14 protein-coding genes are annotated in these 22,905 nt (G+C 68.9%); 7 read left to right on the top strand and 7 right to left on the bottom strand.

Annotated features, from left to right (window positions below):
* Window positions 1–277 precede the first annotated feature (277 nt).
* Window positions 278–1,081: a rhomboid family intramembrane serine protease gene (locus tag QHF85_RS17340; protein ID WP_281328313.1), complete on the bottom strand. Its 804-nt coding sequence runs from the start codon at window positions 1,079–1,081 to the stop codon at window positions 278–280.
* A gap of 195 nt (window positions 1,082–1,276) precedes the next feature.
* The gene (bamA, locus tag QHF85_RS17335; protein WP_281328312.1) at window positions 1,277–3,937 is read right to left on the bottom strand and encodes an outer membrane protein assembly factor BamA; all 2,661 of its coding nucleotides are present in this window, start codon (window positions 3,935–3,937) and stop codon (window positions 1,277–1,279) included.
* A gap of 356 nt (window positions 3,938–4,293) precedes the next feature.
* Between bamA and QHF85_RS17330 the strand changes: the two genes are divergently transcribed.
* The 3 genes from QHF85_RS17330 (at window position 4,294) to QHF85_RS17320 (ending at window position 9,612) form a co-directional block, all read left to right on the top strand.
* On the top strand, window positions 4,294–6,723 hold the full coding sequence (locus tag QHF85_RS17330) for a DNA topoisomerase IV subunit A (RefSeq protein ID WP_281328311.1): 2,430 nt from the start codon (window positions 4,294–4,296) through the stop codon (window positions 6,721–6,723).
* Between the two features lie 3 nt (window positions 6,724–6,726).
* Complete coding sequence (locus QHF85_RS17325; RefSeq protein WP_281328310.1) at window positions 6,727–8,661, top strand: DNA topoisomerase IV subunit B; 1,935 nt, start codon at window positions 6,727–6,729, stop codon at window positions 8,659–8,661.
* Between the two features lie 507 nt (window positions 8,662–9,168).
* On the top strand, window positions 9,169–9,612 hold the full coding sequence (locus tag QHF85_RS17320) for a helix-turn-helix domain-containing protein (protein WP_281328309.1): 444 nt from the start codon (window positions 9,169–9,171) through the stop codon (window positions 9,610–9,612).
* Window positions 9,613–10,084: 472 nt separating this feature from the next.
* On the opposite strand, the gene QHF85_RS17315 is transcribed toward QHF85_RS17320, so the two are convergent.
* Both QHF85_RS17315 and QHF85_RS17310 read right to left on the bottom strand, forming a co-directional pair.
* Window positions 10,085–10,558, bottom strand: coding sequence for a hypothetical protein (locus tag QHF85_RS17315; protein ID WP_281328308.1), 474 nt, complete (start codon window positions 10,556–10,558; stop codon window positions 10,085–10,087).
* Window positions 10,559–10,592: 34 nt separating this feature from the next.
* The gene (locus QHF85_RS17310) at window positions 10,593–11,438 is read right to left on the bottom strand and encodes a carbon-nitrogen hydrolase family protein (RefSeq protein WP_281328307.1); all 846 of its coding nucleotides are present in this window, start codon (window positions 11,436–11,438) and stop codon (window positions 10,593–10,595) included.
* A gap of 121 nt (window positions 11,439–11,559) precedes the next feature.
* Here QHF85_RS17310 and QHF85_RS17305 point away from each other — a divergent pair, with 121 nt between their 5' ends.
* Entirely contained in the window at window positions 11,560–12,036 is a 477-nt protein-coding gene (locus QHF85_RS17305; RefSeq protein WP_281328306.1) for an NUDIX hydrolase, read from the top strand.
* Between the two features lie 31 nt (window positions 12,037–12,067).
* The gene (gene ligA, locus QHF85_RS17300; protein ID WP_281328305.1) at window positions 12,068–14,032 is read left to right on the top strand and encodes an NAD-dependent DNA ligase LigA; all 1,965 of its coding nucleotides are present in this window, start codon (window positions 12,068–12,070) and stop codon (window positions 14,030–14,032) included.
* Window positions 14,033–14,166: 134 nt separating this feature from the next.
* On the opposite strand, the gene QHF85_RS17295 is transcribed toward ligA, so the two are convergent.
* Window positions 14,167–15,171 carry a DUF2804 domain-containing protein gene (locus QHF85_RS17295; protein WP_281328304.1) on the bottom strand — a complete coding sequence of 335 codons (1,005 nt, stop codon included), beginning with the start codon at window positions 15,169–15,171 and terminating at the stop codon, window positions 14,167–14,169.
* Between the two features lie 92 nt (window positions 15,172–15,263).
* Here QHF85_RS17295 and pruA point away from each other — a divergent pair, with 92 nt between their 5' ends.
* Window positions 15,264–16,895, top strand: a complete 1,632-nt coding sequence (gene pruA, locus QHF85_RS17290) for an L-glutamate gamma-semialdehyde dehydrogenase (protein ID WP_281328303.1) — start codon at window positions 15,264–15,266, stop codon at window positions 16,893–16,895.
* 16 nt (window positions 16,896–16,911) lie between these two features.
* Here the strand turns inward: pruA and QHF85_RS17285 are convergent, their stop codons facing one another.
* Window positions 16,912–17,208: a hypothetical protein gene (locus QHF85_RS17285; protein ID WP_281328302.1), complete on the bottom strand. Its 297-nt coding sequence runs from the start codon at window positions 17,206–17,208 to the stop codon at window positions 16,912–16,914.
* Between the two features lie 61 nt (window positions 17,209–17,269).
* Between QHF85_RS17285 and QHF85_RS17280 the strand changes: the two genes are divergently transcribed.
* Window positions 17,270–19,405, top strand: a complete 2,136-nt coding sequence (locus QHF85_RS17280) for a M3 family metallopeptidase (protein ID WP_281328301.1) — start codon at window positions 17,270–17,272, stop codon at window positions 19,403–19,405.
* A 79-nt stretch (window positions 19,406–19,484) separates the two neighbouring features.
* On the opposite strand, the gene QHF85_RS17275 is transcribed toward QHF85_RS17280, so the two are convergent.
* Window positions 19,485–22,835 carry a hypothetical protein gene (locus QHF85_RS17275; protein ID WP_281328300.1) on the bottom strand — a complete coding sequence of 1,117 codons (3,351 nt, stop codon included), beginning with the start codon at window positions 22,833–22,835 and terminating at the stop codon, window positions 19,485–19,487.
* Between the last annotated feature and the right edge of the window lie 70 nt (window positions 22,836–22,905).

Below are 22,905 nucleotides of genomic sequence, written 5' to 3'. Positions count from 1 at the left end.
CTGGACCTTTTGGGGAAGAACTGCGCGATGCGCAGTTCTTCCCACAGGCTGGTGGTGTCGCGTCGCCGGTTGAACCGTCAGCGCTGCTGTCTTGGTTGGCAGGGTCGTCGCTGGTCTTGACCCGGCTGTTCGATGCACTGCGCATCGCGCAGTTCATCAACCCTCAGTCCAGCGCGGGCGCTGGTCCAGGTCCAGGAGCGGATAGCTCCTGGTGGGGCCTGGGGCAACGCCCCAGCGCAGCGCCCCCTCGATGAGAGGGAGAGAGGGTATGAGCGTACTAGTTGAGGTACCGCTTGTCCTTCGGGGGCGCCTTCGAGCCGCCCTCGATCACGCGCAGCGGGGGCCCCGAAGCGCGGCGCGCGCGAGCCGCCGCAGCCGACGCGGCAGCCTCGGCGCGCAGGGCCGCCGTCTGCGCCTGCATCTGGCGCAGGCGTAGCTTGAGGTAGAGGCGCCGGAGCGGCGAACGATCGCCGAAGAGCCAGCCGGCCAGCATGCCGCCGAACGGGGTCACGAGGCCCTCGGACGTGTGCCGGTTGAGCGCGATCACGTTCAGCACGGAGAGCACAAAGATGATCGCGACCATCGCGCCCGCCGACACTGGCAGCACGAAGAACATGCGCACCTGCGCGTCGCGGTTCTGCAGCGCCCACGCCACCGCGACGGCCTCGATCATGCCGAGCCCGCCGAACCACACGGCCTGATTCAGCTTGGGCACGAGCGCGCCCACGGCGACCTGCGTGGCGAACGCGAAGGCGCCCGAGCCGAAGAGGAAGATCAGCATGCGCCGCGCGCCCCAGCGGGATTCGAGCGTGGGCGCGAGGAAGTAGAGCCCGAGGAGCGTCATCAGGAAGGGCCCGGGGCTCGAGGTGTCGTGGAGGAGCGGCGCCGTGAAGAGGCGCCAGATCTGGCCGCGGAGCACGCCCGAGGTCGTGCCGGCCATGAACTGGGCGATGCCCGTGCCGACCTCCACCCAGTTGATGCTCAGCGCGAGGGCGACCCACAGGACGGTGATGCCAATCATCATCCCGCTGATGGCCTTGCCAGGGCGAGGCAGGACGAATTGGAACGGGCTAGGGCGCATCGTCCATGGAGCTACCAACAGGAACGCGGACGGGCAACCAGAGGGCGCGGGAAAGGGCAACGGCGGCCGTCCGGAGCGTAGCGCCGGGGTTTCACCCCGGGCCCGACCAGGGGCTGTTCGCCCCTGGACCCGAACCAGGGCCAGCCCTGGACCGTGGGTGCAAAGACCGCGATGCGGTCGATGCAGCGGATCGGTTCAGAAGAAGTTGCCGATGGTGAATTCGAAGCGGCTCGACTGTTCGTAGGGGAGCGGCCTGAACGGGAAGCCGTACTCGAAGCGCAGCGGGCCGAGCGGCGAGAACCAGCGCAGACCGAAGCCCCAGGACGTGCGGACGTTGAGGAGCTGGTCGGCCGTGAAGCAGGGGTTCGTCGCGGAGAACGGCGACGCCGGGTTCGCCTCGCAGTAGTTGCGCTCGAGGTTCCAGGCGTTGCCGAGGTCGGTGAAGAGAACGCCGCGGATGCCCACCTGCTCGAGGATCGTGAACTCGAGCTCGGCGTTCTGGTAGTACATCAGGTTGCCGCCGATGTTCGTCCCGTTGGCGAAGGGACGCGCGTTCGGATCGAGCGTCTGGTTCAACGTCAGGCGCGGGCCGACGCTGCGCAGGAGGAAGCCGCGGAGGTCGAGGATGCCGCCGAGGAAGAAGCGCGCGAAGATCGGCACGCCCTCGGGCGAGGGGCTCGTCACCGCGCCGAACTCGCTGTTCACCTTGAAGACGAGCCAGTCGCGGATCGGGTAGTAGAAGCGCGCGGTATTCCGGAACCGGACGAACTGCTGCTCGCTGCCGATGTACTTCGAGGCGAGCTCGACCGAGCCCTGGAGGAAGATACCCGACGACGGGAAGAGCTGGTTGTTGCGGGTGTCGTACGTGATCGTCGGCCGGATGCTCGACGTGATGCCGTCGTTGTAGACGTTCGCGAGCGGCACGCTCTGGAAGTAGTTCACCGACGACGCGGTGCCGAAGAGCGTCGACGTCGTCTGCGTGGAGATCTCGTTCGACTCGAGCGTGTACGTGAGCGACGCGCGGAGCTCGGGCTGGATGATCGGGTAGCCGAGCGTGAGCGCGCCGCCGAGCGAGGTCTGCGAGAAGTCGTTGTAGACGCGGAGCTGATCGTAGGCGCTGATCGCCGCGGAGAACTGCGTGTCGAAGAGGTACGGCTCGAAGAACCGCACGTCGATGAGCTGGCGGAGGCCCGAGATCTGCGCCTGCAGCGAGAGCGACTGGCCGCGTCCGAAGAGGTTCTGCTGCTGGACCTGCGCCGTCGCGATGAAGTTCTCGATGCTGGAGAAGCCCGCGCCGACCTGGAACGTGCCCGTCGGCTTCTCGACCACCTCGACGTTCACGTTGATGTGCTCGGCGTCGTCGCCTTGCTCGGTCGAGATGTCGACGCGCTCGAAGTAGCCGAGCATCGTGATGCGACGCTTGCTGCGCTCGAGCTTCGACTCGCTGAAGAGCTCCTCCTCGCGAACCTCCATCTCGCGGCGGATGACCTTGTCGCGGGTCTTCGTGTTGCCGCGGATCTCGATGCGACCAAACTTGACGGGCTGGTTGCGCCGGATCGCGACGATGATGTCGACCTCCTGACGCTCGGGGTCGAGGTCGGTCGCGGGCGGGGCCTCCACGTTCGCGTAGCCCTGATCCCGGTACATCGTCTGGATCTGGCCGAGGTCCGCAGCGAGCTCGGCGCGGTTGAACCAGTCGCCGCTCTTCGCGCGGACCATCTCGCGCAGGCGCCTGCGGCCGCCGATGGGCTCGATCTCCTTGCCCTCGGCGTCGCGCTCGTAGACGCGCATCTGCCGGATCTTGTAGCGCGGGCCCTCGTTGATCGTGAGCGTCACCTCGATGCCCGTGCGATCCGGCGTGAGCATCACGCGCGGCGTCGCGATCTGCACCGAGAGGAAGCCGCGATCGTAGTAGAGCGCCGAGAGCACGAGCACGTCGCGCTCGAACGCGTCCTGTCGGAACGCGCCACCCGTGCCGAAGTCGAAGAAGCTGCCCTGCCCGGTGATCATCACCTCGCGCAGCTCGGCATCGGGGATGTTGTTGTTGCCGATGAACGTGACGCGCCGGACCGTGACCCGCTCGTGCTCCTTGATCTTGAAGCGGAGCAGCACCTCGTTGTCGCGCTGCGGGACGGTCTCGTACGAGACCTCGGCGAGGAAGTAGCCCTCCTCCGCGTACTTGTCGCGCAGCTTCTGGATGCCGCGGCGGATCGCGTTGTAGCTGAGGATCGTGCCGGTCTTGACCTCGACGCTGAGCGCCTCCGTGAGGTCTTCCGCGCTGACGTTCTGGTTGCCGTCGAACTCGATCGTTTTGATGTTCGGACGTTCGCGCACGAGGATCCGCAGGTGGACCCCGTCGTCGCGGCGGGTCAGGTCGACCTCGACGTCCTCGAAGAAACCCGAGTCCCAGAGCTCGCGCACGTCGCGCGAAAGTCCTTCGGGCGTGAAGGGTTTGCCCACGCGCGCCGTGCCGAGATACGCGCGGATGTCGTCGGCCGAGATGCGACGGTTGCCCGCGATCACCACGCGCGCGACGGGCTGACCACGCGCGAGCTCTGCTTCGGTCGGCGCGAGCGTGGGCGCCGGCTGAGCGGCCTCTTCCGGACGCGCGCCGGGCGCAGCAGCGCCGGTTCCGTTCGGCGCCGTGGGCTGCGCTTCGCCTTCACCCGCGCCTTCGTCGTCGCCTTGTCCTGCCGCTTCTTTCGGCGCAGGAGGCTGCGCTGCGGCAGCGGGCGGGCCCCCTTGTGCAAAGGCCACCCGAGGCGCGTGCCCGACGATCGTGAAGACGACCAGAAGGGCGCTCGTCCACAGGAGCCGGAGCCGGCTCGTCAGGCGGTTGGGTCGGGTGGGCGTCATGTACAAGAGGCGCCTCCCCGTAGCCCAGCGGGCCGGAGGTCTCAAGGTGAGAACGGCTGGTTTTCCATGTCCATGTGTGGACGGCAGGGCGCCCGGGACGAGGGGCGTCCGTCGGGAGAGGGGGGATCGATGGGGACGGCCTGCGTGTTCACCGGCAGAATCCCTGCGGACGAACGCTTTTCGGGGTTCGGGGGCCCGCCCCGTCCGTGCCGCCGTGGCTTGACCGATCGGCGCTCCGTGGGTAATGGCATCCCCTGCCTGCGGCCTACTGAACGCGGGTACACCGTCGATTTCTGGGGGGCACGCGCGAGCCGAGGCGGCCGCGCCTCGCCTCCCTACCCCTGGAGATAACGACCGTGCCCCCTGCCCAGCAGGTCCCGTTTCCCCTCGATGGCGAGGGTGGTCAGAAGAAGCCTCGGCGCGCCCCCAAGACACCGGGTGGGAGCGAGCCGCCGCCGCCGCCGCCGGTGCCCGACACCTCGCTCGCGGAAGAGGCGCAGCGCAAGTACCTGAACTACGCGCTCAGCGTCATCACGTCGCGCGCGCTGCCCGACGTGCGCGACGGCCTGAAGCCGGTGCAACGCCGCATCCTCTACGCGATGCTGCACGACCTGCACCTCGCCCCCGACGGGCGCTTCCGCAAGAGCGCGGCCGTGGTCGGCGACGTGATGGGTAAGTATCACCCGCACGGCGACGTCGCGATCTACGACGCGATGGTCCGGCTCGCGCAGGACTTCGTGATGCGCGCGCCGCTCGTCGCGGGCCACGGCAACTTCGGCTCGATCGACGGCGATGCACCCGCCGCGATGCGTTACACCGAAGCGAAGCTGCGGCCGCTCGCGATGGAGCTGCTCGGCGAGCTCGGCAAGCGCACCGTCGAGTGGCGGCCGAACTACGACGGCACGAAGAGCGAACCCGTCATCCTGCCATCGCGCTTCCCGAACCTGCTCGTGAACGGCTCGCAGGGCATCGCCGTCGGCATGGCGACGAGCATCCCGCCGCACAACCTCATGGAGGTGCTCGACGCCTGCATCGAGCTCTCGAACCAGCGGGATCTGCCCGTGAGCCGGCTCTTGAAGAAGATCAAGGGCCCGGACTTCCCGACGGGCGGGCAGCTGCACGCGACGAAGGAGGAGCTCGAGGCGGTCTACACGACGGGCCAGGGCTCGCTGAAGCTTCGCGGCGAGTGGAAGCTCGAAGAGGACGACTCGAAGCGCGGGCCTTCGTTCCTCGTGATCACGTCGATCCCGTACGGCGTCGAGCGCAAGGCGATCGTCGAGAAGATCGCCGAGGTGATCATCTCGAAGAAGCTGCCGCCGCTGCTCGACGTGCGCGACGAGTCGACGGACATCGTGCGCATCGTCCTCGAGACGAAGCGCGGGACCGATCCGCAGCTCGTGATGGCGTACCTCTACAAGCACACGCCGCTCGCGGTGCACGTGCCGGTGAACCTCACCTGCCTCGTGCCCACGGACAACCCCGACGTCGCCGCGCCGAAGCGCCTCGGGCTCGACGAGATCCTGAACCAGTTCCTGACGTTCCGGTACTCGACGGTGACGCGGCGGCTGGAGTTCGATCTCGGCGAGCTGCGCGCGCGGATCCACGTCCTCGAGGGCCTCGAGATCGTCTTCGACGCGCTCGACGAGGTGATCGCGATCATCCGCAAGAGCGAAGGCAAGGCGGACGCCGCGAGCAAGCTGATCAAGCGCTTCAACCTCTCGGAGGAGCAGACGGACGCGATCCTGGAGCTGCGCCTCTACCGCCTGGCGCGGCTCGAAATCCAGGTCGTGCGCAAGGAGCTCGCGGACAAACGCACCGAGGCCAAGCGCCTCGACGCGCTGCTGAAGAGCGACACGAGGCGCTGGGACCTCGTGCGCGACGAGCTCGCCCAGATGAAGGAGAAGTACGGCGACCGCCGCCGCACGAAGATCATGGGCGCGGTCGACGAGCCTGAGTTCCAGGCCGAGGACTTCATCGTCGCGGAGGACGCGAACGTCGTTTTGAGCTCCCAGGGTTGGGTGAAGCGCGTGCGCGAGCTGAAGGACCCGTCCGCGACGCGCCTCCGCGACGGCGACAGCGTGCTCGCGGCCGTCGCGGGCTCGACGCGCTCGGCCGTCGCGTTCTTCTCGAACCTCGGCGCCTGCTACGTCTGCCGCATCCACGACATCCCGCCCTCGACGGGTTACGGCGATCCGGTGCAGAAGCTCTTCAAGCTGGCCGACGGCGAACGGATGGTCGCGATGATGTCGCTCGATCCGCGCGCGCTCGGCGAGGAGCTCTCCGCGCCGACCGAAGGCGCGGCCGATCCCGAGCCTCCCTTCGCGCTGGCGCTCACGCGCGGAGGCCTGGGCTTCCGCTTCTCGCTCCGCCAGCACCGCGAGCCGAGCACCCGCGCGGGCCGCAAGTTCGCGAAGCTCAACGAGGGCGACGACATCCTCGCCGTGTTGCTCCCGAGCGCTGGCCGCGCCGTCGTGTGCGTCGCGAGCAACGGCTTCGCGCTCGGCGTGCCCGTCGAGGAGATCGGCGTGCTCTCGGGCGCAGGCAAGGGCGCGATCGTGATGAAGATCGACGAGGGCGAGCGTGTCGTCGGCGCGATGCTCGACGATCGCGACGCCATCGAGGTCGAGACCGAGAAGGGCAAGGTCGCGCGCGAACCCACGCAGAAGGTTCGAGGCACGCGCGGCGAGTTCGGCCGGCAGGTCTTCCCCAAGAAGGACCGCGTCGTCCGGCTCGTCCCGGTCCCCGTCGCGACGCCCGTCCTCGGCAAGCCCGAAGAGGAGAGCTGATCCATGGCAACGACCGCTACCCCGCAGCCCGCCTCCGGATCGCGCTACACCGCGAAGGACATCGAGGTCCTCGAGGGCCTCGAGCCGGTGCGCAAGCGCCCCGCGATGTACATCGGCGGGACCGACACGCGCGGCTACCACCACCTGCTCTGGGAGATCGTCGACAACGCGGTCGACGAGGCGATCAACGGCCACGCCAAACGCATCGAGGTCACGCTCGACGCCGACCATCGCGGCGCGACGATCGGCGACGACGGCCGCGGCTTCCCGGTCGACGTCCACCCGAAGTACAACCGCCCCGCGCTCGAGCTCATCCTCTGCACGCTTCACGCCGGCGGCAAGTTCGCGAGCTCGAACTACAAGGTCTCCGGCGGCCTGCACGGCGTGGGTTCGAGCGTGGTGAACGCGCTCTCCGTCGAGCTCGACGTGAAGGTCCTCCGCGACGGCTTCGAGCACATGCAGGCCTTCAGCCGAGGCATCCCCACGGGCAAGCTGAAGCGCGGCGCCGCGACCCGCAAGCACGGGACCATCCTGCACTTCCGCCCCGATCCCGAAATCTTTGGGGACAAAGCATCGTTCGATCCGGACACCATCCGCGAGCGCCTCGAAGCGAAGGCCTACCTGCACGGCGGCCTGGTCATCGTCTTCAAGGACCAGGCGACCGGCGAGACGGTCGAGCTCGTGCACCCGAACGGGATCTCCGACTACCTGCCGAAGCTCGTCACGCAGCGAGGCAAGCCCGCGGTGCACGCGTCGATGTTCCACGTCGCGAAGGACGGCGACATCCGGCTCGAAGCGGCGCTGCTCTGGACCGAGTCGCCCGACGAGTCGCTCCGCTCCTACGTGAACGGCATCCCGACGCACACGGGCGGCTCGCACGAGAGCGGCTTCAACACCGCGATCGTGAAGGCCGTACGCGCCTTCATCGAGGCCAAGAAGATCCAGCCGAAGGGCGTGACGCTCACGGCCGAGGACATCCGCGAAGGCATCGTCGGGCTCCTGTCGATCTACATCCAGGAGCCTCAATTCCAGGGGCAAACGAAGGACCGGCTGAACAACCCCGAGGCCGGCCCCGCCGTCGAAGGCATCGTGCGCCCCGCGCTCGAGCAATGGCTGCTCGAGAACGGCACGGCCGGCGAGGCGATCGTGATGCGCGCGATCCTGGCCGCCCGCGCCCGCGAAGCCCGCCGCGAGGCGACGCAGCAGGTCGTCCGCAAGACGGCCGTCTCGCACCGCCTGAACCTGCCCGGCAAGCTCGCCGACTGCAGCTCCACCGACCCGAACGAGAGCGAGCTCTTCATCGTCGAGGGCGACAGCGCAGGCGGCTCCGCCAAGCAGGGCCGCGACCGGCGCACGCAGGCGATCCTGCCCCTGCGCGGCAAGGTGCTGAACGCCGAGCAAGCCTCCACGTCGAAGGTGCTCTCGAACAAGGAGCTCCAGGACATTGTCAGCGCGCTCGGCTGCGGCTTCGGCAAGGACTTCGACGCCTCGAAGCTCCGTTACGGCCGGATCTTCCTGCTGATGGACGCCGACAGCGACGGCCAGCACATCGCCACGCTGCTCCTGACGTTCTTCTACCGCCACCTGCCAGGCCTGATCCGCGGCGGTCACGTCTACCTCGCGCAACCCCCGCTCTACCGGATCGACGCCGCCAAAGAGACGCACTGGGCCCTCGACGACAAGGAGCGCGACCGCATCCTCGTGAAGCTGCCCAAGGGCAACAAGGCCGAGATCTCCCGCTTCAAGGGCCTCGGCGAGATGCCCGCCGAGGACCTCAAAGCCACGACGCTCGACCCGCGCCGCCGCCGCGCCCTGCGCGTGGTCATCGACGGCGAGCTCGAGACCGATCGCATCCTGAACGAGCTCATGGGCAAAGACGCCTCGGCCCGCTTCCGGTTCATCATGGACCGAGCCCCGAACGCCGAAATCGACGTCTGATCCCGGCCGCCCCCGCCCCCCTCCCCCTCACATCCACGGTTGGTCCCCACGCACCCCACGTGCGTCCGGGATCACGCGCGCCCACGCGCTTGCGCAACCTCGCCCCCACGGCGAAGCGCCGCCTTCGGCCATCCGGAGCCGAACCTGCGCGAGTTGAGCAGACTCGGCGCAACACGAGATCCACCCGCTCATACGCAGAGTTAGGCCCGAGCACCCAACGCCGCAAGGGTCGGAACGATGCTCGGAAGCCCCCTCCCCTCCACCAAAGATCCGCCATATCCGCGCAAAATCCCGGCACATTTGCGCTCCGGGTCACTCCACGATCCCGCTATCAGGCACACACGTAGCGTTATGCGCATTCGTTCTTGGTATGCCTGCATGGTAAATTCAGGTACCAGTCACCCCCCCTGACGACCTTCGGCCCGAGGGTTGCAAAGGCGGAATGTCGAGATGCCGTCACGGCGCCGCATGCAGCGGCGAGATTCCCCGTGGCAAGGAGAGGTTCCCGTGAGCGATGCGCTTCCTTTGTCGATGCTGAACGCACCCTCCGCCGCCCGTAACCCCTCGGCCTCGCACATGCCGCCATTTGCGGTTCGCCAGGCCCCCATCACCCAGACGATCCCCAAGATCCCCGCGCCGCAGCCGTCGCAGATCATCCCGAAGAGCACCCCCGAGCGCATGCGCGTCGCCCGCGAGCGCATCCGCGCCGCCGCAGAAGCCGGTCAACGAATCCGCTCGTACGAGGTCGCCCTCGATCTCGACCTGTCGGAGTTCCACTTCGCCCGGCAATTCCGCGCCGCCTTCGGTCGCTCCCCTCACGTCTTCTACGATGAGGTGCGCGCCCAGAAAGCCCGCGAGCTGCTCACCGACGGCATGAGCGAAGGCGACGTCGCCCGCCGCATCGGCTTCCGCAGGCCCGCCGAGCTGCGCGCCCTGCTGTCGAAGCGTTGAGCCAAGGTCGCTCGACCAACGGCCCGCCAGTCCCCCCCGGCAGGCCTCCCCCCTTCTCGACCACAGCGTAGCGCCGGGGTTTCACCCCGGACCCGACCAGGGGTTGTCCACCCCTGGACCCGGACCAGGCGCGGCCTGGACCGAGGTTCGATGAACTGCGCATTGCGCAGTTCATCGAACGGGCCCGTGGCAAGACCGGCGACGGCTGGCCAGCCAAAACAGCAGGGCTGACGTGTCTGCTAAGGCGGGCAGCGCTGCTGTCTCCGCTGGCGAGGTCGCTCGTGGTCTTGCCACAGGCCGTCGGAGAAACCGCGCATCGCGCGGTTTCTCCGCTTTCGGTCCAGGCCGCGCTTGGTCCGGGGTGAAGGGGGCGGACAGCCCCCTTCTGGGGCGCGGGGCAACGCCCCGCTCTCGCCCACGCGGACGCCATGACGCGGCTCGGCCTCCGCTCTGCGGAGTGCGTGTCGCGGGCTCAGCGTGCTGCGCGACGGAGGACGCTCACGCCGGGCCAGGTCTTGCCGCGGTCGGTGACTTCCCACTCGTCGGGGCCGAGGAAGCGGCACTTGGCGCCGTCGAACATGCCTCCGCTCGTTCGTAGCGTGAAGGCGTCTCCGGACTCGGCGTCCACTTGGTAGGGGGCGCTCTCGTCGGGGGTCTTCGAGGTTCGCACGCTCTGCGCGTCCTTCTCGAAGCGGATGCGCAGGGACTCGAACAGGTCGGCCATCAGCGGCATCGCCTCGTTCGGGATCGGGTGATCCGACGTGTAGCGGACGATCTCCCACGTCCCCTGGAGCTTCTTTTTTGCGCCCGTGAGCTCGGGCTCGACGGGTTTGTCCGTCTCGATGGCCGTCCCCTGCGACGGCCCTTCCACGGGCTGCCCGCCACTTCCACCGGCGCAGCCCACGAGGAGCGGCACGAACATGATCCCGAGGCGTAGACGTCCCACGATCCGGGAAGGTACGCCTACTCTGGGAGTCACCTCAAGTCTGCCGCGAAACGATCCCGATCCGCCGGTGCTGGAGCGAGGGCAGGCTCGCCCGCACCTGCACGAGATAGGCCGGATCGAGCGTGGTCACGACGAGCCCCTCCCCTTCCGACGCTTGCGCAACGACCTCCCCCCAGGGATCCACGATGCACGACTTGCCGTACGTACGGCGCCCCTTCGGATGGCTCCCCCATTGCGCCGCCGCGATCACGTAACACTGCGCCTCGATCGCTCGCGCGCGCAGGAGCACGTGCCAGTGGTCTTTGCCTGTCGCGAGCGTGAACGCTGCGGGCACGATGAGCACCTCTGCGCCGCGGGAGACGAGCTCGCGATAGAGCTCGGGGAAGCGCAGGTCGTAGCAGATCGAGAGGCCGATCCGCGCTCCGCCGGCGTCGACGACGACGGCCTCGTCGCCTGGCATGCACGAGGCCGATTCGCGGTAGCGCTGGCCGTCGCCGACCTCGACGTCGAAGAGGTGGATCTTGCGGTACCGCGCGACGATCTCGCCGGAAGGCGCGACGGCTGCGCAGGTGTTGTGGACACGCTTCGGATCGGCAGAGCGCTCGGGCAGGCCGCCCGCGAGGATCCAGAGACCGTGCTTCGTGGCGTTTTCCGCGAGGAAGGCGCGGATCTGACCGCCGTCCTTCGCGTCTAGGTCCTCGGCGACGCGCAGCCGCTCGTCGTCGTCGCCGCCCATGAAGGCGAAATTCTCGGGCAAGACCACGACCTTCGCGCCGCGGGAGGCGGCTTCGGCCACGAGGCGGCCGGCGCGGCCGAGGTTCTCGGCGAGGTCCGCCTGGCTGTTCATCTGCACGGCCGCGACGACGAGGGGCTCACGCATGCGGGGAAGCCTACCTCGCGCGGGGGTGCATGTGTCCAGTGGGCACCACGTCCACTGAAATCGACCGGACTGCGCGCATGCCTCTTCCCGACCCCGGATGGGCCGCTATTCTGCGCGCCGCATGGGGCCCCTCTCGTACCTGCCGCGGTCGGTTCTCGGCGTGGCGCAAGAGATCGTGCGGCACCTCCTCAAGCGACCCGTGGTCGGCGTGGCCGTGGCCGCCCGGACGGAGGACGGGAGGTGGCTGCTCATCCGCCGCGCCGACACAGGGACCTGGGCGCTGCCCGGCGGCACGGTCGAGTGGGGCGAGACCCTGCGGACGACGGTCGCGCGTGAGCTCGACGAGGAGGCCGGCGTCGACGAGGTGACGATCGGCCCCATCGTGGGCGTGTTCTCGCGGCCGGATCGAGACATCCGGTTTCACGCGGTGACGATCGTTGTTTCCGCGCGTGTAGCTGCACCCAACCGATCGCCGAAGAATCCGCTCGAGATCCGAGAGGTGAGATTGTTCCGCGACGAGGAGCTGCCCGCGCCGCTGGCGATGGGGATGGACGACATGCTCGCCGCCGCGCGGCGCGGCGAGGTGGTGTTCGAGTGACGTTCGAAGCGACTTCAGGGAGGACACGAGGATGACGCACCTGCACCACGGTTGGGACAAACAGCCGGATCCGGCCGTGCGAGCGCGGATCGACGAGCTCGCCGAGCGCATCGAGCGCTATCGCGCGAGCTACTACGCCGGCAAACCCGACATCTCGGACGCCGCCTACGACGCGCTCGAAGACGAGCTGCGTGATCTCGATCCGACGCACCCCGTGCTCGCGCGCGTCGGCACCCCCGTGGCCGTGACCGAGTGGGAAAAGGCGCGGCACGAGATCCCGATGGGCTCGCTGAACAAGGTCGTGAACGAGGCCGAGCTCGAAGCCTGGGCCGCGCGCTGCGACGAGCTCGTCGTGAAGGAAGGCGGCAAGGCGATCTCGGATGATCTCTTCGTCGCGGAGAAGCTCGACGGGATCTCGATCGAGGTGATCTACCGCGACGGCAAGTACGCCGACGCGATCACGCGCGGCGACGGCATCATGGGCGAGCGCATCTCGCCGAACGTCGCGCGCATGCGCGGCGTGCCGCAGAAGCTGAAGGAAAAGATCAACCTCAGCGTGCGCGGCGAGATCATCCTCAAGCTGTCGGACATGAAGAAGTCGTTCCCGGGGGTCGCGAACCCGCGGAACGCCGCCGCCGGCACGTCGAAGCGCTTCGACGGCCAGGGCTGCGAGCACCTGACCGTGCTGTTCTACGACCTCGCCGATCACCTCGACGTCGCGACCGAGGAGCAGAAGATCACGTTCCTGCGCAAGCAGGGCTTCGGCACGCCGTGGACCGCGAAGGGCACACTGAAAGACGTGCTCGCGATCTACCGGAAGTACTCGTCGGAGATCCGCGCGGGGCTCGACTACGAGATCGACGGGCTCGTGGTGCGGGCGAACTCGACCGCCGCGCAGACCGTGCTCGGCGAGCTGAACCGCAGGCCGCGCGGCGCGACCGCGTTCAAGTTCGCGTCGCAAGCGAAGGTGTCGAAGGTCGTGGAGATCCTCTGGGACACGGGGCCGAGCGGGCGCGTGACGCCCGTCGCGATCGTGGAGCCGGTGGAGCTCGCGGGCGCGACGGTGCAGCGCGCGAGCCTGCACAACGTGGGCAACGTGCGCGCGCTCGGGATCGGCGTGGGCGACGAGGTGCTCGTGTCGCGCCGGAACGACGTGATCCCGTACGTCGAAGAGGTCGTCGAGAAGGGCGGCAAGACGGAGCAGCCGCCGACGCGCTGCCGCCGCTGCTCGGCCGAGCTCGTGGCGAGCGGCGAGTACCTGCTCTGCCGCAACCAGGAGTGCCCGGCGCTCGTGGAGGGCCGGATCCACAACTGGATCGACGCGATCGGCGCGCTCGAATGGGGCGACAAGCTGATCGAGCAGCTCGTCGAGGCGAAGCTCGTGAAGGAGCCGGGCGACCTCTACAAGCTGAAGCCGAAGCAGATCGCGGACCTCGAGCGGCGCGGCGACAAGATCGCGAAGAAGGTGCTCGACGAGCTCACGAGCCGGCTGCCGCTCACGCTGCCCGTGTTCCTGGCCGCGCTCGGCATCGAGGGTTTCGCGATCCAAACGGCGCGGCTGCTCGTGTCGTCGGGCTACACGACGATCGAAAAATTGCTCGCGGCGACGGAGCAGGATCTCGCGGGGATCTCGGGGCTCGGCCCGATCAAGGCAGGCATGATCGTGCGCGGGATCCAGGGTCGCAAAGCCGAGATCGAGCGATTGATCGCGCAGGGCATCGTGCCCGTGACGCAGGAGCAGGAGGGCCCGCTCGCGGGGATGTCGTTCTGCTTCACGGGCGCCCTCAGCCGCCCGCGCGGCGAGCTGACGAACCTCGTGGAGGCGAACGGCGGGCGGGTGCTCTCGGGCGTGACGAAGGAGCTCAACTACCTCGTCAGCGCCGAGGTCGACTCGACGTCGAGCAAGGCGCAGAAGGCGAAGAAGTACGGCACGCAGCTCCTCGACGAAGCCGGCTTCTTCAAGCTCGTCCAGGACAAGGGCGTGAAGGTCTCCTGAGGATGTCCTTTGCATCGACCGCATCGCGGTCGATGCACCAACGGTCCAGGGCTTGCCCTGGTCCGGGTCGAGGGGCGGACAGCCCCTCGTCGGGTCCGGGGTGAAACCCCGGCGCTACGCTGTGACAGCCCCCCTCACCAGTACGTGTCCTGATCCTCGGTGACCCCGGCGAGCCGATCGACCGTGATCGGCTCGCGGCCCGGGACGTGGATCCGCCCCGAAAATTCCCCGGCGAGCTGCAGGAACCGCGAGCGGACGATCCCGAAGTCGTGGCGCTCGGCGTGGAGGCCGCTCGGCGTGAAGCCGAGATCGACGCGATCGTCGGGCGCGCGGACCTGCCAGCTCGACAAGGGTCGTTCGTGGTCAAACGAAAAGCGGACGGCCGAGAGCGGCACGACCTCGCCGTCGATCCAGGCGACACACTCGCGATCCCCGACGAACCCCTCGGTGAGGTTCAAGGCGATGGGTTTGCCCTCGGAGGTGCGGCCGAGGCCGAAGCCCCAGCGCCACGCGGTGTGCCGTTCGAGCAGGCCCGCCGTGAAGTCGTACCCGGCGAGCGCGCCGTCGAGCGAGAACCTGCGTCCCCCGGCGACGAGCGAGCCGGAGACCGAGAGGAGCGCGCGTTTCTCCGTGGTCGAGAAGAGGCCGTCCCGCAGCGCCGCGACCACACCAAGCGCAGGCGGCGCCTCCGCGGTGCCGAGCCGCGCCTGAAGCTCGAGGCCCTGCATGCGTACGTCGATGACGTAATCGCTCTGTCCGACGGGCCGCGAGACGGAGAGGTGGTTATTCCCGAGGTGGTAGGAGGCGAGGCAACCCTCGCCGCCGCTGTCGCCGACGAAGGCGCTGAACGGCGGGCCCTTGGTGGTCTCGTCGCAGAGGGTGCGGCCCTCGCGGCGATCCACGACGAAGGCGAAGGCGTTGGCGGCGTAGCCGAGGCGGATGATCGCGGCGGCGCAGATGAGCTCGTCGGAGGCGAGAGCCACGTAAAACCAGCGTTTTTCGCGGCGCACGCGGGTGAGCGGGTTCTTCGCCGCGGCCCCGAAGGCGACGGGCGGCAGCCCCCCGACGTACGTGCCGAACCGGGGCCTCTGGGTGGTCGGGTCGAGGATCGCTTCGGGCGGAGTCCGGTGGATCTGCATCCACGGGAGAATAGCGAGCCCTGGGAAGACGGCACGGACCTGCGCACGGCGCGAGAGCGCCATCGCGGATCGCAGTGGTAGACTCGCGCGCCATGCAGGCCGCGATCGTCAACACGCCCCACCCCGTCAACGAGCCGACGCGTTCCTATGCGCCCGGTACGACCGAACGCGCGGAGCTCAAGGCCGCTCTCGCGCGCATGTCGGGCGAGACGATCGAGATCCCGATGGTGATCGGGAAGAACCATGTCTTCACGGGCCGCCTCACCGAGGTGCGCGCGCCGCACAAGCGGAGCCTGATCCTCGCACGTGCGCACGACGGCAGTCGCACGGACGTCGCGGACGCGATCGAGGCCGCGCTCGAAGCGTCGAAGATGTGGAGCGAGATGCCGTGGACGGCGCGCGCGGCGGTGTTCCTGCGCGCGGCGGAGCTGCTCGCGACGCGCTACCGGCCGCTGCTCAACGCGGCGACGATGCTCGGGCAGAGCAAGACGGCGCATCAGGCCGAGATCGACGCGGCCTGCGAGCTCATCGATTTCCTGCGCTTCAACGTGGCCTACGCGCGGCAGATCGCGACGGAGCAGCCGCAGAGCTCGCCCGGGATATGGAACGTGATGGAGCCGCGTCCGCTCGAAGGGTTCGTCTTCGCGGCGACGCCGTTCAACTTCACGGCCATCGCGGCGAACCTGCCCGCGGCGCCGGCGATCATGGGCAACACGGTCGTGTGGAAGCCGTCGCAGAACGCGCTGCTCTCGGCGCACTGGATCATGACCCTCTTCCGCGAGGCGGGGCTGCCCGACGGCGTGATCAACCTCGTCATGGGCGATCCGGCAGAGGTGACGACGGCGGCGCTCGAGCACCCGAGCCTCGCGGGCGTGCACTTCACGGGCTCGACGCCGGTGTTCCGGTGGATGTGGCGCAAGGTCGGCGAGAACATCGATCGGTACCGGACGTACCCGCGCCTCGTGGGCGAGACGGGCGGAAAGGATTTTGTTTTTGCTCACACGAGCGCGGATCCGACGGCGCTCGCGGTCGCGCTCGTGCGAGGCGCGTTCGAGTACCAGGGCCAAAAGTGCTCGGCGGCGTCGCGTGCGTACGTGCCGAAGTCGATGTGGCCGGCGCTGAAGGAGCGGATCGTGGAGCTCACGCGGATGATCCGCGTCGGCGACGTTTCCGACTTCCGGAACTTCATGGGCGCGGTGATCGACGGTCGCGCCTACGCGCGGATCACGGGCGCGGTGGAGGAGGCGCGGAAGGGCGGTCGCGCGCGGCTCATCTGCGGCGGCGAGTGGAGCGACACGGAGGGCTTCTTCATCGAGCCGACCGTGATGGAGACCGACGACCCGAAGCACACGCTGATGGAGACGGAGCTCTTCGGGCCCGTGCTGACGGTGTGGCCGTACGACGACAACCAGGTGGACGAGGCGCTCGAGCTTTGCGACCAGACGAGCCCGTACGCGCTGACGGGCGCGGTGTTCGCTCGCGATCGATCGTTCATCGAGAAGGCGAGCCGCGAGCTCCGCCGTGCAGCCGGCAACTTCTACGTGAACGACAAACCCACGGGCGCCGTGGTCGGGCAACAGCCGTTCGGCGGCGACCGCGCGTCGGGGACGAACGACAAGGCCGGCAGCGTGCTGAACCTCCTGCGCTGGACGTCGCCGCGCTTGATCAAGGAGAACTTCGAGCCGCCGCGCGCCGTGCCCTATCCGTTCCAGTCGGAGCCGTAGACCGGGCCTCGCCGCGTCACTGCGGCGAAGCCTGGCAAGCGCCGCCTTCGAGGGCGACGCACACGCCCTTTTCGTCCTCGTAGTACTCGGACTGCTCCTCGTAACAGTCGGCCTGCGCGGAGAGGGACGCGGCGTAGGCCGTGTCTTCGGCCGCGAGCTCGAGGCACGTCGACGTGCAGAGCGACTCGCTCGCGCCAGGCTGGCAGAGCGCGTTTTTCTGGCAAACGACGGCGCAGCTGTCCTCGGGTGAACGGTCGCCGCAGCCGGAGATCACGAAGGAGAGGAGAAGGGCGAAGAGAGTCGAAGGGCGCATGCGTCGAGGATAACGCAGGCGGGTTTTGGCAGAGCGCGCCGAATGGTATACGGGCGCTCCGATGCGCACTCCGAGCTTCACCCTCGTCTCGCTCGCCCTCGCCCTCCTCGCCTGCGGTGGCTCGACGCCCGAGCCCGTGACGCCCCCGAACACGGACGGGGACACGGCCAAAACGACCGTCGCCGCGACGACCGAGAAACCCGCGGATCCGCCTCCCGCGCCCGCCGCAAAGCCCGTGTTCGATCCGGTGGCGATCGGCACGACGCCGGACGGCGCGCGCAAGCTCTGCGACGAGCACCTCGCGAAAGCGAAGAGCCTCGCCGACGACATCAAGACGCTGAAGGGCGCCCCCGCGGACAAGCTCACGTTCGCGGCGACGGTGGGCCGCTTCGACGACGTGATCCTCGAGCTCGCGAGCGCCGGAGAGTTCCCGTACCTGATGGGCGTGGCGCACCCGGACGCGGCCGTGCGCGAAGCCGCGAAGTCCTGCGAGCCGAAGACGGACGCCTTCCAGACGTCGCTCTGGCTCGACGCGGACGTGGCCGCGGTGATCCAGGCCTACGCGAAGAAGGGCGAGAAGCTCGAAGGCGAGCGCGCGCGGCTGCTCGCGGACGTGCTGCGCGACTTCCGACGCAACGGGCTCGAGCTGCCCGCGGAGAAGCAGGCGCGGCTGCGCGAGCTCAACGCCGAGATCACGAAGAAGGGCCAGGCGTTCATGTCGAACATCGGCGCCTCGACCGAGTGGATCGAGGTCGATCCGAAGGAGCTCGAAGGCCTGCCGAAGGAGTACGTCGCGAGCCACAAGCCGAACGACAAGAAGAAGGTCCGCATCTCGACGGACTACCCGGACTACTTCCCGTTCATCACGTACGCGAAGAACCGCAAGCTCGCGCTCGAGCTCTACGTGAAGTTCACGAACCGCGGCGGCAAGCAGAACGTGAAGCTCCTCGAGGAGATGCTCGCGCTGCGGACCGAGAAGGCGAAGCTGCTCGGCTACGAGACCTGGGCGGACTACGCGATCGAGCCGCGCATGGCGAAGAGCCGGAAGAACGTGCGCGAGTTCCTCGACAACCTCTCGGCCGCGCTGAAGGAGCCGGTGAAGGGCGAGCTCGACGAGCTGCGCAAGGAGCACGTGCGGCTCGGCGGGAAGAAGACGGACGTGCTCTATCCGGCGGATCGGTACTACCTCGAGGACAAGGTCCGGAAGGCCAAGTACAACTTCGACTCGCAGGCGATCGCCGAGTACTTCGAGATCGGCGCGGTGAAGAAGGGCCTGATGGACACCACCGCGCGGATGTACGGGCTCGAGTACCGCGAGGTGCCGGCCGCGGCGTGGCACGCGGACGTGACGGCGTACGAGGTGTGGTCGAAGGGCGAGAAGATCGGCAAGTTCTATCTCGACCTCTACGCGCGCCCCGACAAGTACAAGCACGCGGCGATGTTCGGCGTGCGCACGGCGAAGCGCCTGTCCGACGGGACGTGGCAGCAGCCGATGGCGGCGCTCGTGTGCAACTTCCCGAAGTCGGAGGGCGGGCAGCCGGGCCTGATGTCGCACGACGAGGTGACGACGTTCTTCCACGAGTTCGGCCACGTGCTGCACCAGCTGCTCACGCGCTCGGAGCTCGCGTCGTACTCGGGCTCGAACGCGGTGCGCGACTTCGTGGAGGCGCCGTCGCAGATGTTCGAGGAGTGGGCGTGGTCGCGTGAGGTGCTCGACACGTTCGCGCGTCACTACAAGACGGGCGAGAAGATCCCGGACGCGCTCTTCACGGCGATGACGAAGGCGCGCACGTTCGGGCTCGCGCTCGGGACGCAGCGGCAGCTCTTCCTCGCGTCGCTGGATCTGGAGCTCCACGCGCGCGCGACGCCGTTCGACACGACGAAGGTGGTGGAGGAGGTGCAAGGCAAGGTGGACGTGTTCCCGTTCGTGAAGGGGACGCACTTCCAGTCGAGCTTCGGGCACCTCATCGGCTACGACGCCGGTTACTACGGCTATCAGTGGGCGCTGAGCCTGTCGCGCGACGTGCTGACGCGCTTCCGCAAGGAGGGCCTCCTCAACACGACGACGGCCGACGCGTGGCGCACCGAGGTGCTGTCGAAGGGCGGCGGCGAGGACGAGCGGACGATGATCACGCGCTTCCTCGGCCGCGCGCCGAGCCACGACGCGTACTTCGCGTACCTCAAGGGCAAGGAATAACTCGTCGCCGGTCTACAACGCGGGGGGTGTGGGGGGCAGAGGAAGGACCGCAACGCGGTCCGACCGGCGCCCCCCACCGCTAAGGCTGTACCGAGATCCCCATCGCTTCGCGCAACGTGCCGTGCCCCTCGGACACCGTGAATCCGAGCAGGTCGGCGATCTTCGTCTCCGCGTCGAGCGCGCCGCGCGGCTCGGCGCGGAGGAGCGTCGCGACCACGTCGAGGCTCCCGCAGAGCAGGTAGCCCGCGCGCGTCGCGCATCGCTCCACGGCCGCGGCCCAGCGCGGTAGGTCGGGACGAACGCCCGCCACGGCGAACGCGTTGACGGCTTCTTCCAGCGCCTTGCGTTGCTCGTCGTCGAGGTGCGCTTCGAAGAGCGGCTTGTACGCGAGCACGACGTCGCGGACCTTCGCGGGGATCGGCTCGTCCGGCAAAGCGATCGCGATGGCGCTGACGAAACACGCGCTGAGCTCTTCGAGCGACGGGTAGAAGAGCAAGAGCCGGTGATGGCCCACGTGGTACGTGAGGTGCCGGCCCACGAGGAACGCGAGCTCCGCGAGCGTGCGGCCGCGCAGCGCGTGCTGGCCCGCGAGGACCGTGGCGTCCGGCGCGGGGATGGCCACGAGGCTCACGGCGGCGTCTTCGCGCACGTACACGTCGGGCGGCGTCACGCCGAGGAAATGGCTGCCCCAGGCGAACGAACGCACGATCGAGATCGTGCTGCGCTGCAGGTCTTGCTTCTGCGAAGGATCGAGCGCGGGGAGCCTGCCTTCGCTTCCGAGCTGTTCGAGCCGCGCGGCGATCGCGGCGCCCGCGATCGCTTCGAGCACGCCTTCGGTGAGCGTGTCCCTCCGCTCGTCTCGCAGGAAATCCCAGCCCTCGGTGGGCATCGCGCTCAGGAAGCGCGGCACGCCGTTCGGCTTGTGCTCGTCGTAGAGGAATTTTTCGCGCGCCTCGACCACGCCGAGGTGCGCGGTCACGACGGCGGCCGTGAACGCAGCGTCCGGCTGGCGGAGCTTCTGCGCCACGTCGAAGATGTCGTGGAACGACTGGGCGCGCTGCGGATCGAGCTTCGCCGCGTCGCGCAGGTGGACGAGCGCGCGCTCGTGCCGGCCGATGTTGCGGGCGAGATCCGCGACGACGAGGTGGCCGCCGAGATCGTCGGGGCGCTCGTCGACCGAGCGCTCGAAGTAGGCGAGCGCCACGAGCGGGTCCTCGAGGTGATCGCGGAAGAGGAGCCCGAGGCGACGCCCGATCTCCCACGCCGCGCGGCGCCGCGCCTCGCCTTGCGGGAGCCGATCGAGGCGGGAGAGCGCGCGCCGGTAGATCGCTTCGAGCTGGCTCCACTCCTGGCGCTCCGAGAGGACACGCGCGAGGGTGTCGAGCGGCTCGATCATGCTGGAGTCGCTGTCGATCGCGAGCTCGAGGATCTCGATCGCGAGCTCCTCGCGGCCGATCTCCTGGCAGTAGGTCGCGAGCTCCAGGTAGCTCGCGGCGCGGTCGCGCGGGACCGGCGTGAGCTCCGCGATGCGGCGGCGGATCTCGATCACCTTGTCGATCTCGCTCGCGTGCTCGTAGAGGCGGCGGAGCTTGCCGAGGACCACGAGATCCTCGGGGCGGATGTCGCGGGCGCGCTCGAACGAGGCGCGCGCGCGGCCGGGATCCGAGCCGATGCCCTCCCAGCGCTCGCCGAACTCCATCAGGTGCTCGAAGCGCTCGGTCGTGCTCGTGAGCGTCGCGAGCAGGCGCTCTTCCGCGGCGTGCACGGCGCGGAAATCACGCTCGGTCACGTTGAGCACGATGAGCGCTTCGAGCGCGGGGCGATACTCGGGGCGCAGCGTGAGCGCCTTGTCGAGGTTCGAGATCGCCTCCTTGCGTTTCTCCTGCCCCCACTTCGCGGTCGCGAGGCGGACGTAGAGCTCGGCGCGCTCCTCTGTGTCGCCGGGCGCGAGGTGGCCGAGCGCCTTTCGGTACTCGCCGAGCGCGCCCTCGTGATCCTTGGCCGCGAGCATCGCGTCGCCCGTGTCGCGATGATGCACCGCCGGCGACGTCTCCACCGCCGGCGCCGTCTCGGGCGCAGGCGACGTGGTCGGCACGTCCGGCGGCGAGATGGTGCCGGGCGACGCGACCGTGGGCGCCGAAGGCTCCGGGAGAGCCGGCACGACGGTGATGCGCGGCGCCGGGTCGGAGACGTGGCCTTCCGTCTGCGGGCTCGGCGTCGTCGCCGGCGCGACCGACGGAGGCGCTGGCTCCTGGATGATGACGCGAGGGACCGACGCTTCGGGGCGCGTGAACGAGCGATCCTCGGGCAACGTCGTCGCCACGTAGGCCGCCGACGGCTCGCTCGCCTGCAGCAGCGGAGCGAGCTCGGACGCGCTCTCCGGCGCGACCTCGGACGCAAGAGGCTCGGACGCGCTCTCCGGCGCGCCCTCGGTCGCTGCAAGCTCGGGCGCAGTCGAGCTCGGCATGATGCGCGAGCGCAACGTCGTCGCGGGACCGCGCTCGCCGAACGCGGCGTCGTCGAGCACGACCTCCACGCTCGACGGCGTGTTCTCGGTCTCGCGGAGCGGCGGCGCGTCGATGGCCTCCACGCGCACGGAACGCGCGAGCGGCTTGCCAAGCGTCCCGAGCAGCGCCTCGGCCGCCTCCGATTCGAGCGTCACCTCTTCGAGCCGCTCGCCGAGCTCCATCGCGTCCGCGTCGAGCGTCGCGGGCGCGTCGGCCAACGCCGGCACACCCGCGTCCTTCCAGATCGCCGATCCGACGGGCACCGGGATGAGCGCGAACGGCGTCCATCCACGCGCGTGTGCGAAACACGGCACGACGCCGACGAGCCCTTCCTTGATGCGCTCGTAGAGCATCCGCGCGAGCAGGCCGGTCTCCGCGTCCGCGTCGTCGAACGCGTTGATGAGCGCGCGCGTGAACGGCGACGGTCGATCCTCGACGCCGGGCGACGAGGGCCGCGCGGCGATGAGCAGCTCGATGCCGCTGCGCTGCGGGTTCACGGCCTCCTTCGCGGCGGCGACGACGGTCGCGCTGCGGAACGGATCGGCGGGCGCCGGCGCGTGGCGACACTCGAGCACGAAGGCCACCGGCCCCGACACGTGATCGTGAAAGACGGCGACCACGTCGGTGAGCGCGTCGCCGGTCTGCGGGTTCTCGGGATCGAGGCAGAGGAAGAACTCGCCGTCGACCGAGACCGCGACAGGGCTCGATACGTAGAAGAGGATCTCGTCTTCCGGTCCCGGCTTGCGCTGCTCGAAGAGCGTGTCGAGCTGCTCGGCGAGATCCACGTGGGGATCGATGTCCACCACCTCGAATCCCGTGTCTTCCAGAGGGAGACGCGAGCGCAGGATGTCGCCGTCGAGCGCGCCCGGCGGGGCGCGCATGTCGGACAGAAGCGAGGGCGTCGCGACGATCGCCAAGCGCATCAGGCTGCTCCCGGGCCGCGGGCCTTCATCGAAGCAGAGAATCTACCAGGCCTCGGCGCGGAGAGCGCGG

Origin of the sequence: Polyangium sp. 6x1 (assembly GCF_029946515.1) — a bacterium.
GTDB lineage: Bacteria > Myxococcota_A > Polyangia > Polyangiales > Polyangiaceae > Polyangium.
This window is presented reverse-complemented; position numbering and strand designations above follow the sequence as displayed.

Coding starts and splice junctions, on each gene's coding strand:
- QHF85_RS17310 (WP_281328307.1), bottom strand. CDS start 11,438: ATGCGTGAGCCCCTCGTCGTCGCGGCCGTGCAGATGAACAGCCAGGCG.
- pruA (WP_281328303.1), top strand. CDS start 15,264: ATGCAGGCCGCGATCGTCAACACGCCCCACCCCGTCAACGAGCCGACG.
- QHF85_RS17275 (WP_281328300.1), bottom strand. CDS start 22,835: ATGCGCTTGGCGATCGTCGCGACGCCCTCGCTTCTGTCCGACATGCGC.
- QHF85_RS17295 (WP_281328304.1), bottom strand. CDS start 15,171: ATGCAGATCCACCGGACTCCGCCCGAAGCGATCCTCGACCCGACCACC.
- QHF85_RS17285 (WP_281328302.1), bottom strand. CDS start 17,208: ATGCGCCCTTCGACTCTCTTCGCCCTTCTCCTCTCCTTCGTGATCTCC.
- ligA (WP_281328305.1), top strand. CDS start 12,068: ATGACGCACCTGCACCACGGTTGGGACAAACAGCCGGATCCGGCCGTG.
- QHF85_RS17280 (WP_281328301.1), top strand. CDS start 17,270: ATGCGCACTCCGAGCTTCACCCTCGTCTCGCTCGCCCTCGCCCTCCTC.
- QHF85_RS17325 (WP_281328310.1), top strand. CDS start 6,727: ATGGCAACGACCGCTACCCCGCAGCCCGCCTCCGGATCGCGCTACACC.
- bamA (WP_281328312.1), bottom strand. CDS start 3,937: ATGACGCCCACCCGACCCAACCGCCTGACGAGCCGGCTCCGGCTCCTG.
- QHF85_RS17340 (WP_281328313.1), bottom strand. CDS start 1,081: ATGCGCCCTAGCCCGTTCCAATTCGTCCTGCCTCGCCCTGGCAAGGCC.
- QHF85_RS17305 (WP_281328306.1), top strand. CDS start 11,560: ATGGGGCCCCTCTCGTACCTGCCGCGGTCGGTTCTCGGCGTGGCGCAA.